This window comes from Streptomyces sp. NPDC001135 (assembly GCF_053598395.1).
In genome coordinates, this window is the sequence record NZ_JBSFKD010000012.1 from 84085 (window position 1) to 97810 (window position 13726).

13 protein-coding genes are annotated in these 13726 nt (G+C 70.9%); 7 read left to right on the plus strand and 6 right to left on the minus strand.

Translation table 11 applies throughout. The features are described from left to right. The first annotated feature begins 160 nt into the window (after positions 1-160). Positions 161-469, plus strand: coding sequence for a co-chaperone GroES (groES, locus tag ACWC94_RS17175; protein ID WP_020132158.1), 309 nt, complete (start codon positions 161-163; stop codon positions 467-469). 121 nt (positions 470-590) lie between these two features. Beyond that, positions 591-2216 (plus strand): chaperonin GroEL, encoded by a 1626-nt coding sequence (groL, locus tag ACWC94_RS17180; protein ID WP_363214327.1) that lies wholly within the window; start codon positions 591-593, stop codon positions 2214-2216. A 57-nt stretch (positions 2217-2273) separates the two neighbouring features. Here groL and ACWC94_RS17185 read toward each other — a convergent pair whose 3' ends face one another. The 3 genes from ACWC94_RS17185 to ACWC94_RS17195 form a co-directional block, all read right to left on the minus strand. After that, entirely contained in the window at positions 2274-2981 is a 708-nt protein-coding gene (locus ACWC94_RS17185; RefSeq protein ID WP_450797354.1) for an ester cyclase, read from the minus strand. A 75-nt stretch (positions 2982-3056) separates the two neighbouring features. Then, positions 3057-3830 (minus strand): SDR family NAD(P)-dependent oxidoreductase, encoded by a 774-nt coding sequence (locus ACWC94_RS17190; RefSeq protein ID WP_450797355.1) that lies wholly within the window; start codon positions 3828-3830, stop codon positions 3057-3059. 73 nt (positions 3831-3903) lie between these two features. Then, positions 3904-4572: an MOSC domain-containing protein gene (locus ACWC94_RS17195; RefSeq protein WP_450797356.1), complete on the minus strand. Its 669-nt coding sequence runs from the start codon at positions 4570-4572 to the stop codon at positions 3904-3906. Between the two features lie 80 nt (positions 4573-4652). Between ACWC94_RS17195 and ACWC94_RS17200 the strand changes: the two genes are divergently transcribed. Next, on the plus strand, positions 4653-5552 hold the full coding sequence (locus ACWC94_RS17200; protein WP_450797357.1) for a LysR family transcriptional regulator: 900 nt from the start codon (positions 4653-4655) through the stop codon (positions 5550-5552). A 184-nt stretch (positions 5553-5736) separates the two neighbouring features. Here the strand turns inward: ACWC94_RS17200 and ACWC94_RS17205 are convergent, their stop codons facing one another. Next, on the minus strand, positions 5737-6066 hold the full coding sequence (locus ACWC94_RS17205; RefSeq protein WP_191871889.1) for a WhiB family transcriptional regulator: 330 nt from the start codon (positions 6064-6066) through the stop codon (positions 5737-5739). A 380-nt stretch (positions 6067-6446) separates the two neighbouring features. Here ACWC94_RS17205 and ACWC94_RS17210 point away from each other — a divergent pair, with 380 nt between their 5' ends. The 4 genes from ACWC94_RS17210 (at position 6447) to ACWC94_RS17225 (ending at position 11706) form a co-directional block, all read left to right on the plus strand. Beyond that, a complete protein-coding gene (locus ACWC94_RS17210; protein WP_003948568.1) occupies positions 6447-7058 on the plus strand; it encodes a response regulator transcription factor in 612 nt (203 codons plus the stop codon). A 1132-nt stretch (positions 7059-8190) separates the two neighbouring features. Next, positions 8191-8778, plus strand: coding sequence for a sigma-70 family RNA polymerase sigma factor (locus tag ACWC94_RS17215; RefSeq protein WP_030641278.1), 588 nt, complete (start codon positions 8191-8193; stop codon positions 8776-8778). A gap of 163 nt (positions 8779-8941) precedes the next feature. Continuing rightward, positions 8942-10450, plus strand: coding sequence for an IMP dehydrogenase (guaB, locus tag ACWC94_RS17220; protein ID WP_450797358.1), 1509 nt, complete (start codon positions 8942-8944; stop codon positions 10448-10450). Between the two features lie 131 nt (positions 10451-10581). Further along, positions 10582-11706 (plus strand): GuaB3 family IMP dehydrogenase-related protein, encoded by a 1125-nt coding sequence (locus ACWC94_RS17225; protein WP_351238991.1) that lies wholly within the window; start codon positions 10582-10584, stop codon positions 11704-11706. A gap of 69 nt (positions 11707-11775) precedes the next feature. Here ACWC94_RS17225 and ACWC94_RS17230 read toward each other — a convergent pair whose 3' ends face one another. Together ACWC94_RS17230 and ACWC94_RS17235 are read right to left on the minus strand one after the other, a co-directional pair. Continuing rightward, entirely contained in the window at positions 11776-12318 is a 543-nt protein-coding gene (locus ACWC94_RS17230; protein WP_450797359.1) for a hypothetical protein, read from the minus strand. 138 nt (positions 12319-12456) lie between these two features. Continuing rightward, entirely contained in the window at positions 12457-13665 is a 1209-nt protein-coding gene (locus ACWC94_RS17235; protein WP_450797360.1) for a nucleotide sugar dehydrogenase, read from the minus strand. Positions 13666-13726: the final 61 nt, after the last annotated feature.

Below are 13726 nucleotides of genomic sequence, written 5' to 3' on the forward strand. Positions count from 1 at the left end.
TGACCGAGTGCTAATCGCAGTCATAGTCTCGGCTCTGGCACTCCCCCCTGGAGAGTGCCAACAAAGCGACGGGCAGGTCCGGCACCCGCGACGACGGATCGACCTGGTCGCCACCTCAGACAGTTAACCCCGTGAGATCTCCGAAGGGGGAGGTCGGATCGTGACGACCACCAGCTCCAAGGTTGCCATCAAGCCGCTCGAGGACCGCATCGTGGTCCAGCCGCTCGACGCCGAGCAGACCACCGCCTCTGGCCTGGTCATCCCGGACACCGCGAAGGAGAAGCCCCAGGAGGGCGCCGTCCTCGCCGTGGGTCCGGGCCGCTTCGAGAACGGCGAGCGCCTTCCGCTCGACGTCAAGGTCGGCGACGTCGTCCTGTACAGCAAGTACGGCGGCACCGAGGTGAAGTACAACGGCGAGGAGTACCTCGTCCTCTCGGCTCGCGACGTCCTCGCGATCATCGAGAAGTAGTCACCGCGAGCACATTTTGCTCTTGAGCTGCGCCCCTGGCCCCCGCGACCGATAACGAAGCCGGGCGCCCGGGGCGCAGCCGTCTTTTCACCCACAGATTTCCGAGAGGGCTTCCGCTGTCATGGCGAAGATTCTGAAGTTCGACGAGGACGCCCGTCGCGCCCTTGAGCGCGGCGTCAACAAGCTGGCCGACACGGTGAAGGTGACGATCGGCCCCCGCGGCCGCAACGTCGTCATCGACAAGAAGTTCGGCGCCCCCACCATCACCAACGACGGTGTCACGATCGCCCGCGAGGTCGAGATCGAGGACCCGTACGAGAACCTCGGCGCGCAGCTGGTGAAGGAGGTGGCGACCAAGACCAACGACATCGCGGGTGACGGCACCACCACCGCCACCGTGCTCGCCCAGGCGCTGGTGCGCGAGGGCCTGAAGAACGTCGCCGCCGGTGCCTCCCCGGCCGCCCTGAAGAAGGGCATCGACGCCGCCGTCAAGGCCGTCTCCGACGACCTGCTGGCTTCCGCCCGCCCGATCGACGAGAAGTCCGACATCGCCGCCGTCGCCGCGCTGTCCGCCCAGGACCAGCAGGTCGGCGAGCTGATCGCCGAGGCGATGGACAAGGTCGGCAAGGACGGTGTCATCACCGTCGAGGAGTCCAACACCTTCGGCCTGGAGCTGGACTTCACCGAGGGCATGGCCTTCGACAAGGGTTACCTGTCGCCGTACTTCGTGACGGACCAGGAGCGCATGGAGGCCGTCCTCGACGACCCGTACATCCTCATCAACCAGGGCAAGATCAGCTCCATCCAGGACCTGCTGCCGCTGCTGGAGAAGGTCATCCAGGCGGGCGCCTCCAAGCCGCTGCTGATCATCGCCGAGGACGTCGAGGGCGAGGCCCTGTCGACCCTGGTCGTCAACAAGATCCGCGGTACCTTCAACGCCGTCGCGGTGAAGGCCCCCGGCTTCGGCGACCGCCGCAAGGCGATGCTGCAGGACATGGCGATCCTCACCGGCGCCACCGTCATCTCCGAGGAGGTCGGCCTCAAGCTCGACCAGGTCGGCCTGGACGTGCTCGGCTCCGCCCGCCGCGTGACGGTCACCAAGGACGACACCACGATCGTCGAGGGTGCCGGCAAGCAGGAGGACCTGACGGGCCGCGTCGCGCAGATCAAGGCCGAGATCGAGAACACCGACTCCGACTGGGACCGCGAGAAGCTCCAGGAGCGCCTCGCGAAGCTGGCCGGCGGCGTGTGCGTGATCAAGGTCGGCGCCGCCACCGAGGTGGAGCTGAAGGAGAAGAAGCACCGTCTGGAGGACGCCATCTCCGCGACCCGCGCCGCGGTCGAGGAGGGCATCGTCTCCGGTGGTGGCTCCGCCCTGGTCCACTCCTCCAAGGTCCTCGAGGGCAACCTCGACAAGACCGGCGACGAGGCCACCGGTGTCGCGGTCGTCCGCAACGCCGTGGTCGAGCCGCTGCGCTGGATCGGCGAGAACGCCGGCCAGGAGGGCTACGTCATCGTCTCCAAGGTCAAGGACCTGGAGAAGGGGCAGGGCTACAACGCCGCCACCGGCGAGTACGGCGACCTGGTCAAGGCCGGCGTCATCGACCCGGTGAAGGTCACCCGCTCCGCCCTGGAGAACGCCGCCTCCATCGCCTCCCTGCTGCTCACGACCGAGACCCTGGTCGTCGAGAAGAAGGAAGAGGAAGAGCCGGCCGCCGCGGGCCACGGCCACGGCCACGCCCACTGAGCCGAGCGCTCCCGAGCGAAGGCCCGGCACCGTCACGGTGCCGGGCCTTCGCCCTGTCTACTGCTCCAGCTCGTCCAGTGCGCCCAGCTGCTGCATCAGCCCCAGTTGGTCGTGCTGCCACCAGGTTTCGGCGATCTTGCCGTTGTCCGTGAAGCGGAAGAGCGTCATTCCGGTCATGGAGACCCGCCTGCCCGTGGGCGCGATCCCCAGGAAGTCCCCTTTGTGCGTGGCGTTCCAGATCCACCGCGCGCAGGCCCGGCCTCCCTCGGCGAGCACGTCCTCGACCGTGAACGTGAAGTCGAAGGCGCCGCGCCACATCCGGTACTCGGCGCGGGCGTTGTCCAGGCCGATGGTGTCCTGCGGGTTCACCGGGTCGTGGCTGTGGATGTCCTCGTCCAGCAGGTTGTTGAGCGGCGCCAGCTCACCCGGGGTCTGGAGCTCCTCGAAGAACCTGTGCACGGTGTCCTCGGCCAGCCGCTCGTCCCGCACGACGTCCAGATCGGTGAACGTCGGCGTCTCGTCGCACAGCGCGACCATGTCCTGGAAGATCTTCTCGGTCTCCGGGAGGTTCGAGTTCCGCATCGCCTCCGCGTACGACGGGAACTCCACCACTTCGACGACGTGGGACGCGTCCGATCGGTCCTTGCCGACCAGCGCGTGCCTCGCCGTCCGCTTTCCCCTGGTCTGCGCGACCCAGTCGTCCATCAGCCGGTTCATCTCGTCCAGCCGGCTCGTCCTGCACTCGATGAGCTGTACGAAGGTCATGACGCCGCCTCCCGGCCCCCCTGGCCCGGTGTGTCACGCTCATTTTCGCACCGCGACGGCAGCGCCACCCGTCCGCTACCGGGGCCCGTACCTGCGTCCCGTCCGGGAGGAGATCCCGCCCATCAGCCCGCGCGGGGTGACCTTCACCAGGCCCATCAGCGCCTTGTAGCGCGGGTCGGGGATCGACAGCGACTTCCCGCGCGCCAGGTCGGCCAGGGCCGCCCCGACCAGCTTGTCGGCGTCCAGCCACATCCAGCCCGGGATGTTGTCCGTGCCCATCCCGGCCCGCTGGTGGAACTCGGTGCGCACGAAGCCGGGGCACAGGGCCATCAGGCGTACGCCGCTGCCGGCCAGGTCCTTGGCCGCGCCCTGCGTGAACTGCACGACCCACGCCTTGGAGGCGCCGTAGGTGCCGCGCGGCACGAAGGCGGCCACGGAGGCGACGTTGAGGATCCCGCCCCGCCCGCGCTCGCGCATCGCCTCGGCCGCCGCCGACGTCAGCCGGAGCACCGCCTCGCAGTGCACCTTGAGCATCCGTAGCTCGTCGGCCATGGGCACCTCGAGATAGCGGCCCTTGTTGCCGAAGCCGGCGTTGTTGACCAGCAGGTCGACCGGGTTCCTCCGGTCGCCGAGGCGGTCGGCCACCGACTCGATGCCCTTGTCCTCGGACAGGTCGGCGGTCAGCACCTCCACCTCGATGCCGTGCCGGTCGTGGAGTTCGGTCGCCTGTTCGCGCAGCCGTTTGGTGTCGCGTGCCACCAGGACGAGGTCGTGCCCGTCAGCCGCCAGCCGCCGCGCGAAGGCGGCACCGATCCCCGCGGTCGATCCCGTAATCAGAGCCGTTGTCATGACCCAAGGGTAGTGACCCGGAGCGCACGGGTCCGCTGGCGCGGGACCGGACGGCGGTCCGGCCCACGGTCACTCAGCACTGTTGCAGCGTCACGTACTTGCGCGCCGCGGCCAGTGTCTCCGCGTGCAGTGCCTCGCCCGCCGCGAGCACCCGCGGCAGCAGTTCCCGCTCGGTGGTGACCGCGCGGAACTGCAGGGCCGCCGTCACCCCGTGGTCCGGCCGGTGCACGATCTCGATGGGATCGCCCGCGCGTATCTCGCCCGGCTCGATCACCCGGAGGTAGGCACCCGTTGCGCCCTTCTGCGTGAATCTCTTGACCCAGCCGCGCTCGCCCAGATGGCCCTGGAACGTACGACACGGGATCCGGCCCGACGTCACCTCCAGAACCGGCCCGGCCCCGATCCGCCAGCGTTCGCCGATCAGCGCCCCGGAGACGTCCAGCCCGTCCGTCGTCAGGTTCTCCCCGAAACAGCCGTTGGCCAAGGACCGGCCCAGCTCGCGCTCCCAGTCGTCGAGATCCTCGCGCGCGTAGGCGTACACCGCCTGGTCGTCCCCGCCGTGATGGCGCAGCTCGCACACCGCGTCCCCGGCCAGCCCGCTGCCGCCGACCCCCTTGGGACCCGGCGCTGCCACCCGCACCGGCCCGTCGGCCGGCTGCTTGTCGATGCCCGTCACACCCTCCGGCTGGTCCGTGTACGGCACCGGCTGCGGGCGGCCCAGATTGACCGTGAGAACCCTCATGTCCGCACGGTACGTCACCACATCTCAAAGCGTCGAGCGAATATCGCGCATCATCCCCAAGCACCCCTTATGCTCGAAGGGTGATCGAGGCCCGTCATCTCCGCGTCCTGCGCGCCGTCGCCACCACCGGTTCCTTCTCGGCGGCGGGGCGCGAACTGGGCTGCACCCAGCCCGCCGTCAGCCAGCAGATGAAGGCCCTGGAGACCTCGGTCGGCACCCCGCTGCTGGTCCGCAGCGGTCGCGAGATGCGACTGACCCAGGCGGGGGAAGCCCTGGTCAGGCACGCCTCCGGCATCCTCGCCGGGCTCACCGCGGCCGAGGAGGAGGTCGCCGCCATCGCGGGCCTGCGCGCCGGCCGGGTCCGGCTGGTCTCCTTCCCGAGCAGTACGTCCACCCTGGTCCCCACCGCCCTCGCCGCCCTGCGCGCCGCCCACCCCGGCACCCGTGTCTCCCTGGAGGAGGCCGAGCCCCCGAACTCCGTCGAGCTGCTGCGCGAGGGTGACTGCGACCTCGCCCTGGCCTTCCGCTACGAGGGGGCGGCGGTCGCCGAGGACTGGGACGACCTGGTCGTCCGGCCCCTGCTGACGGACCGTCTGGTCGCCCTGGTCCCGGAGCGGCACCGCCTGGCGCGCGCGCAGTCCGTCGCCATCGGCGAGCTGGCCCAGGAGCCGTGGATCGCGGGCTGCCCGCGCTGCCGCGGCCAGCTGGTCGAGGTCTGCGAGGGAGCCGGTTTCACCCCGCGCATCGACTTCGCCACGGACGACTACCCGGCTGTGTTCGGCCTGGTCGGCGCCGGCCTCGGGGTCGCCGTACTGCCGCAACTGGCGGTGGAATCGGTACGGCCCAGGGGCGTGCGCACGGTGCGGCTGGAACCGGCGGTGCGACGCGAGATCGTCGCCCTCACCCTGCCCGACCTGGCACAGGTGCCGGCCGTGGCGGCGACGCTGGAACAGCTGGCCCGGGCGGCCGGGCGCGGCTAGGCCCCCTCGTTCGGATCAGGGCGGCTGGGAGGGGGCTTTTCAGCCGACCCGAGCCCCGTGACGCCGGGGTGATCCAAACGAGAGGGCCTGGGAGTCCGCGGGCAGAATCAAGGGCACGCGTGCGGCGTGCCCTGGTGGAAGGGAAAGGGAGCACCCGGAGGGCTGTGGGTGCAGAAACGTTCCTTCAGTGGTTGGGTGCCGTGTCCGCGCCGACGGCCGAGGCCGTCACCAGGCGGTTGCGCGCGCGCCCCATCAGCTCCTCGCGCTCGTCCTCGGTCAGGCCGCCCCACACGCCGTACGGCTCGCGCACCGCCAGCGCATGCGCCGCGCACTCCGCGCGCACAGGGCACCTCATGCAGACCTCCTTGGCCGAGTTCTCGCGAGCGCTCCGAGCCGCCCCGCGCTCGCCCTCCGGGTGGAAGAAGAGCGAGCTGTCCACGCCGCGGCAGGCAGCCAGCAGCTGCCAGTCCCACAGGTCCGCGTTCGGTCCGGGAAGGCGGGAGAAATCTGCCATTACGTGACCCCTTGTAGCCGTTCTGAGCGGATACGGTGCCAACGACCGTACATCTCCGGTCTAAGGAGATGAAAATATGACTCATTGCGAATCTAGCCTCGGACACCACGAAACGGGAAGAAAAGGGGCCAAATGGGGCATAGTTGTGATGAAAAGTTGAGGGTCTGTTGGCCATGTCTGCTCCGTGTCGAGCCCCTCACGTAGAGTGCCGAAGACGGCACGCGGCCCCGTAACTCTTTCGAGTGACCGTCGTTGAGAGTGCGGAGGCGGTTGAAAAGAAAAGCGCTCGGGCAAGCGTCCGAGGCGGTCGACCGCACAGGTGACGATTCCGTACCAGCCTGGAGGCTCAAGGTGACGCGCATCAGCTGCGGAGGGCGGTCATGACATCCGTCCTCGTCTGCGACGACTCCCCGCTTGCCCGAGAAGCGCTCCGCCGCGCGGTCGCGACCGTGCCCGGCGTCGAGCGCGTGACGACGGCGGCCAACGGCGAGGAAGTCCTCCGCCGCTGGGGCGCCGACCGCTCCGACCTCATCCTGATGGACGTGCGCATGCCCGGCCTGGGCGGCGTGGAGACCGTGCGCCGCCTGCTGTCGGCCGACCCCGGCGCGCGCATCATCATGCTCACCGTCGCCGAGGACCTCGACGGCGTGGCCCTCGCGGTCGCCGCCGGTGCCCGCGGCTACCTGCACAAGGACGCCTCGCGCGCGGAACTGCGCGCCACGGTGACGCAGGCCCTGGCGGACCCGACCTGGCGGCTGGCCCCGCGCCGGCTCCGCTCGGCCGAGATGGGGGCGGCGCCCACGCTCACCGCGCGTGAGATCCAGGTCCTGGAAGGCATGAGCCACGGCCGTTCCAACGCCGAGATCGGGCGCGAGCTGTTCCTCTCCGAGGACACCGTCAAGACGCACGCGCGGCGCCTGTTCAAGAAGCTCGGCGCCTCCGACCGGGCCCACGCCGTGGCGCTCGGCTTCCGCTGGGGACTGGTCCGGTAGGAAGTGCCCAGCCCTGCGGGGCGGGCGGGGCCGGCCGCCACCGGGGCACCGCTCCCGGAGCCGGACACGTATCCGCCTCCCCTGGCCGCAGCCGGGCGCCCTGCCGGCGCCGGAACCGCCCGGGGAAGGGGACGCGGAAGGGAACTCGGTTCGCTCCTCGAGAGGTCCGGGCGAAAACCGGGGTTCCGGATGTCCGGGGCGTGTGCCGGCATCGGGGTGCCCCAGCCGTGCAGCGGTTTCCGGGTGCCCGGGTCGGGCGGCGTCGGGGTGTCCGGGTCGTGTGCCGGCTTTCGGACGGCCGGGCCGTGCGCCGGTGTCCGGGTCGTCTGCCGGCTTTCGGGTGTCCGGGCCGTGTGGCGGTTTCCGCGTGTCCCGGCCGTGCGCCGAACCGAACCCCACCGCGACGTGTTCACGGCGTCACGCCCGGCCCCGGGTCCGGAATGCCGTGCCTCGGCCGTGCGGGGCGCCGGACGAAGGGTTCCGGGGGCGTATCGGTCTGCCCCGGGTGTGCACGGGGACGCGCGCGTGCGTGTTTCTGCGGGACCCCCGGCCGTGGGGCGCACCGCCGCGCCCTGGCCACCCGCGGCAACGGACATGGGTGCCCCGCGACGGCACCCCCGGCTCCGGTGCACGACCGCCGCGTCCCGGCTCGCCCGCCCGGGCGGGATGCGGACGTGGTGCGGTGAAACGCCCCGGCCGGCGTTCCGGTTGCCCGTGGAAGCGGCCGTGACGCGTCGCCGGGGGGTGGACCCGGTCACACCCGAGGAGGCGTGCGGCGGACTGCTGGCCGGGTGGCGGGTCGTACGCGGGAACGGAGATCCACTTCGGGAACACCCGTGGTCGGCGCCGCTGGACGAGGATCGCGGCACCCGTGGTCGAGCTGTTCGCGCCCCGGGCGGACGACTCCGTCGGACGCCTCGGCGGGCGCTGCGCAAGGAGGCCCGCCGGACGAGCGCTGCTCGTTTCGGCGCGGATGCCGCATCCTTGAGATGTGGAGTCTCTCGGGGACGAGTCGGTCGAGCGGAAGGGGAGGGCGCAGGGAATGAGTGCCGGCGCACCTGCTCATAACGCTTCGGTGCACAACCACGAGCACGATGCGACGGACCGGACGGCCGCAAGGCACCATGGACCGATGCGCGACGACGAGGCGGGCACGGCCCACGGGGCGATCGGTGCGCTCGTGCATCGCGCCGTCGACGGGGACGAGCAGGCCACGCACGATCTGCTCGCGCACGTGCACCCCTTGGCGCTGCGCTACTGCCGCACCCGGCTGTCCCGGCTGCCCGGCGACGCGCGCCACTTCGTCGAGGACCTCGCCCAGGAGGTCTGCGTCGCGGTCCTGCTCGCGCTGCCCCGCTACCGCGACACCGGCCGCCCCTTCGAGGCGTTCGTCTTCGCCATCGCCTCCCACAAGGTCGCCGACCTCCAGCGCGCCGCGATGCGCCACCCGGGCTCCACGGCCGTGCCCTCCGACGAGATGCCGGAACGCCCCGACGACTCCCTCGGCCCCGAGGAGCGCGCCCTGCTCAGCAGTGACGCCGAGTGGGCGAAGAAGCTGCTGGCCAACCTCCCCGAGAACCAGCGTGAACTGCTCCTGCTGCGCATCGCCGTGGGCTTGACCGCGGAGGAGACGGGGCAGATGTTGGGAATGTCACCCGGCGCGGTCCGGGTCGCCCAGCACAGGGCGCTGAGCCGCCTCCGCGCGCTCGCCGAACAGTAACCCCCTGGCGCGCAGCGCCCCCAGCTCCGTCGCTGAACAGGTGCGCCGCCGTTTCCGTACGAACATACGAAGCCTGAAGTGACCCCGTACCGTGGAATTTGCTAGCGATGCTTCCCGTTAGCATGGACATCCGCACCGATCAAGGCCATTTGGGGAAGGTGTCATGACTGCCAACGTCGACGGAGTGCCCGGTAAATTCGCGACACTCGGGCTGACCTACGACGACGTGCTGCTGCTGCCGGGCCCGTCGGACATGGCACCCGACGAGATCGACACCGCCTCGTACGTCTCCAAGAACGTGCGGGTCAACATCCCGCTGCTGTCCGCCGCCATGGACAAGGTGACCGAGTCCCGCATGGCCATCGCGATGGCCCGCCAGGGCGGCGTCGGCGTGCTGCACCGCAACCTCTCCATCGAGGACCAGGCCAACCAGGTCGACCTGGTGAAGCGCTCCGAGTCCGGCATGGTCACCGACCCCATCACCATCCACCCGGACGCCACCCTCGCCGAGGCCGACGCGCTGTGCGCGAGGTTCCGCATCAGCGGCGTCCCGGTGACCGACGGCGACAAGAAGCTCCTCGGCATCGTCACCAACCGTGACATGGCCTTCGAGAGCGACCGAAGCCGCCGTGTGCACGAGGTCATGACCCCGATGCCGCTGGTCACCGGCAAGGTCGGCATCTCCGGCCCGGAGGCCATGGAGCTGCTGCGCAAGCACAAGATCGAGAAGCTGCCGCTGGTCGACGGCGAGGGCGTCCTCAAGGGCCTGATCACCGTCAAGGACTTCGTCAAGGCCGAGCAGTACCCGAACGCGGCCAAGGACGCCGAGGGCCGGCTGCTGGTCGGCGCGGCGGTCGGCGTGGCCGGTGACGCCTTCGAGCGCGCCCAGGCCCTGATCGAGGCCGGCGTCGACTTCATCGTCGTGGACACCGCGCACGGCCACTCCCGGCTGGTCGGCGACATGATCGCCAAGATCAAGTCGAACTCCTCCGGCGTCGACGTCATCGGCGGCAACGTCGCCACGCGCGACGGCGCCCAGGCCCTCGTCGACGCGGGTGCCGACGGCATCAAGGTCGGTGTCGGACCGGGCTCCATCTGCACCACGCGCGTGGTCGCCGGTGTCGGCGTCCCGCAGGTCACCGCGATCTACGAGGCCTCGCTCGCCGCCAAGGACGCCGGTGTCCCGGTGATCGGCGACGGCGGTCTGCAGTACTCCGGCGACATCGCCAAGGCGCTGGTCGCGGGCGCCGACACGGTGATGCTCGGCTCGCTGCTCGCGGGCTGCGAGGAGTCCCCGGGCGAGCTGCTGTTCATCAACGGCAAGCAGTTCAAGTCGTACCGCGGCATGGGCTCGCTCGGCGCCATGCAGACCCGCGGCGAGCGCAGGTCCTTCTCCAAGGACCGCTACTTCCAGGAGGGTGTCGCCTCCGACGAGCAGCTGATCCCCGAGGGCATCGAGGGCCAGGTGCCCTACCGCGGCCCGCTGTCCTCCGTCGTCCACCAGCTGGTCGGCGGCCTGCGCCAGTCGATGTTCTACGTCGGCGGCAGGACCGTTCCCGACCTGCAGGCGAACGGCCGCTTCGTGCGGATCACCTCGGCGGGCCTGAAGGAGAGCCACCCGCACGACATCCAGATGACGGTCGAGGCGCCGAACTACAGCAGCAAGAGGTGACCGGCGAAAAGTGACGCCCACGCGCGCGTGAAGGTCACGCAACGGCGGTCCCGGAGTATCCGGGGCCGCCGTTGTCGTACCCGTCGGCGATACTGGAAGGCGCTGAAACGCATCAGGGAAAGGCCACAGACGTGACTGAGATCGAGATCGGGCGCGGCAAGCGCGGCCGCCGGGCGTACGCCTTCGACGACATCGCCGTCGTCCCCAGCCGCCGTACGCGGGACCCGAAGGAGGTCTCGATCGCCTGGCAGATCGACGCCTACCGCTTCGAGCTGCCCTTCCTGGCTGCCCCCATGGACTCCGTCGTCTCCCCGGCCACCGCGATCCGCATCGGCGAGCTGGGCGGCCTCGGCGTCCTCAACCTCGAGGGCCTGTGGACGCGCCACGAGGACCCGCAGCCGCTGCTGGACGAGATCGCCGGGCTGCCCGCCGAGCAGGCGACCCGCCGCCTCCAGGAGATCTACGCGGCGCCCATCAAGGAGGAGCTGATCGGCGCGCGCATCAAGGAGGTGCGCGACTCGGGCGTGGTCACCGCTGCCGCGCTCTCCCCGCAGCGCACCGCCCAGTTCTCCAAGGCGGTCGTGGACGCGGGCGTGGACATCTTCGTCATCCGCGGTACGACGGTCTCGGCGGAGCACGTCTCCCACTCGAGCGAGCCGCTGAACCTGAAGCAGTTCATCTACGAGCTGGACGTCCCGGTGATCGTCGGTGGCTGCGCCACCTACACCGCCGCCCTGCACCTGATGCGCACCGGCGCGGCCGGTGTCCTGGTCGGCTTCGGCGGCGGCGCCGCCCACACCACGCGCAACGTCCTGGGCATCCAGGTCCCGATGGCCACCGCCGTCGCCGACGTGGCCGCGGCCCGCCGTGACTACATGGACGAGTCCGGCGGCCGGTACGTGCACGTGATCGCGGACGGCGGTGTCGGCTGGTCCGGCGACCTGCCCAAGGCGATCGCCTGCGGCGCCGACGCGGTGATGATGGGCTCCCCGCTGGCCCGCGGCACGGACGCGCCCGGCAAGGGCCACCACTGGGGCATGGAGGCGGTCAACGAGGAGCTGCCCCGCGGCAAGAAGGTCGACCTGGGCACGGTCGGCACGATCGAGGAGATCCTCACCGGCCCGTCCCACACCCCCGACGGCTCGATGAACTTCTTCGGTGCCCTGCGCCGCGCGATGGCCACCACCGGCTACAGCGAGCTGAAGGAGTTCCAGCGGGTCGAGGTGACGGTGGCGGACAGCCAGCACCGCCGCTGACCCGTCGTCGTACCCGAAGGGCCCGTCCACCGCACCGGTGGACGGGCCCTTCGGCTTTGCGTGCGAGCGTTACGCGGCGGCCTTCTTGGTACCCGAGAACGCGGCGAAGCCGGCGATGGCGAAGAAGAGGAAGGTCAGCGGATCGGCCTCCTCCTTCCAGGCCTTCTGCACCACGTCGAAGTGGTCGAAGAAGATCTGGGAGAAGCTCAGGCCGGTCTGCTTGGCGCCGATCATGGCCTCGCCCACCAGCTGGCCGAGGTACACGGAGGCCAGGGCCAGGACGACGGCGGCGATGGGCAGGACCGGGTTGCGGCCGCCCGCCTTGCCGGCCGCGAGACCGATGACGAACCCGACGCCGACGGCCGCGTAGCCGATCTCGTGCTTGGTGGCGCCGATGACGACGCCGTAGAGCGCGGCGGCGGCCACCGCGGCGACGACCGCGGCGGCGAGGCCCAGGACGAGGTTGTTCCGGCCCGGCGCGGGCGGTGCCGGCGGCGCGAAGGCGCCCGGCTGGGGCGGGTACGGCGCACCGGCCGGTGCCGTCTGGGCGTACGGGTTGCCGTCCACCGGACCGGACTGCGGCGGCTGAGGCGGCGGAGCTGACTGGCTCATGACAGAAATCCCCCCGAGATGGAGCACGACTGAAGAATGGGAACGGAAGACCCTCGCGCATCCGTGTGCGCCGAGTCCGGGGGAGACTAACAGCCGGGGACGACAGCGCCCCCGGCCGTTTTCCGTTCGTGACCAGGCTCAGAGCCGGTGCGCCGTGCCCGTGGGCGTGGCCCCGCGCGTGTCCAGCAGCAGTTGGGCCTTCACCGACAGCCCCTGCAGGTCGTACGTCCGGTGGTGCTGCAGCAGGATCGTCAGGTCGGCCTCGGCGGCGGCTTCGTAGAGCGCGTCCGCGCGCGGGACCGGGCGGTCCAGGACGTTCCAGGAGGCCACGTAGGGGTCGTGGTAGCTCACGGAGGCGCCCAGCTCCATCAGCCGGACCGCGATCTCCTGGGCCGGGGTGCCCTGCTGGTCGGCGAGATCGGGCTTGTAGGTGACACCGAGCAGCAGCACGCGCGCGGCGCGGGCGGACTTGCCGTGCTCGTTGAGGAGGGTGGCGGCGCGCTGGACGACGTACCGCGGCATCCGGCTGTTGACCTGCTGGGCCAGCTCCACCATGCGCAGGGTGCGGGTGGCGTGGCCGGTGAGGTCCTGCGGGACGCCGTGTCCGCCGACGCCCGGTCCGGGCCGGAAGGCCTGGAAACCGAACGGCTTGGTCTCCGCGCAGCGGATCACGTCCCACAGGTCGACGCCCAGCTCGTGGCAGAGCACGGCCATCTCGTTGACCAGCGCGATGTTGACGTGCCGGAAATTGGTCTCCAGCAGCTGCACCGTCTCGGCCTCGCGCAGCCCACGCGCGCGTACCACCTTGTCGGTGATCCGGCCGTAGAAGGCGGCGGCCGACTCGGTGCACGCGGGGGTGAGGCCGCCGATGACCTTGGGGGTGTTGGCGGGGGTGTGCTCGCGGTTGCCGGGCTCGACCCGGCTGGGGGAGTAGGCGAGGTGGAAGTCGCGGCCGGCGCGCAGCCCGGAGCCCTTCTCCAGCAGGGGCCGCAGGAACTCCTCCGTCGTTCCGGGCAGCACGGGCGACTCCAGGATGACCGTGGTGTGCGGGCGGAGCCGTTCGGCGAGCGTGCGGGCGGACGCCTCCACCTGGCCGAGATCGAGCCCGCCGTCGGTGCCGCGCGGGGTCGACGCACAGATCACCGCGGTGCGCACCCGGCCGAGCTGGGCCGGGTCGGTGCCGGGCCGGAAGCCCGCCGCGTGCATCCGGCGCAGCTCGGCGGGGCTGAGCGAGCCCGCCTCGGGGCCGGTCGTGTAGCCGATGGTGGCGATGCCTGCGGCGACGGCGGCCTGGGCGAGCGGCAAACCGTAGGGGCCGAGTCCGATGACGGCGAGGTCTGAGGGCATGCGTGGGCCGTCCTTCCCAGTAGCCGAAGCGGAACAGGTACGCAACCGCTGCCGACAGGAT

What these genes read in the sequence shown, in the direction of transcription:
- ACWC94_RS17190 (WP_450797355.1), bottom strand. Translation starts at nt 3,830, where the DNA reads ATGACAACGGCTCTGATTACGGGATCGACCGCGGGGATCGGTGCCGCC.
- ACWC94_RS17215 (WP_030641278.1), top strand. Translation starts at nt 8,191, where the DNA reads ATGCGCGACGACGAGGCGGGCACGGCCCACGGGGCGATCGGTGCGCTC.
- ACWC94_RS17230 (WP_450797359.1), bottom strand. Translation starts at nt 12,318, where the DNA reads ATGAGCCAGTCAGCTCCGCCGCCTCAGCCGCCGCAGTCCGGTCCGGTG.
- ACWC94_RS17205 (WP_191871889.1), bottom strand. Translation starts at nt 6,066, where the DNA reads ATGGCAGATTTCTCCCGCCTTCCCGGACCGAACGCGGACCTGTGGGAC.
- ACWC94_RS17210 (WP_003948568.1), top strand. Translation starts at nt 6,447, where the DNA reads ATGACATCCGTCCTCGTCTGCGACGACTCCCCGCTTGCCCGAGAAGCG.
- guaB (WP_450797358.1), top strand. Translation starts at nt 8,942, where the DNA reads ATGACTGCCAACGTCGACGGAGTGCCCGGTAAATTCGCGACACTCGGG.
- ACWC94_RS17195 (WP_450797356.1), bottom strand. Translation starts at nt 4,572, where the DNA reads ATGAGGGTTCTCACGGTCAATCTGGGCCGCCCGCAGCCGGTGCCGTAC.
- ACWC94_RS17185 (WP_450797354.1), bottom strand. Translation starts at nt 2,981, where the DNA reads ATGACCTTCGTACAGCTCATCGAGTGCAGGACGAGCCGGCTGGACGAG.
- groL (WP_363214327.1), top strand. Translation starts at nt 591, where the DNA reads ATGGCGAAGATTCTGAAGTTCGACGAGGACGCCCGTCGCGCCCTTGAG.
- ACWC94_RS17235 (WP_450797360.1), bottom strand. Translation starts at nt 13,665, where the DNA reads ATGCCCTCAGACCTCGCCGTCATCGGACTCGGCCCCTACGGTTTGCCG.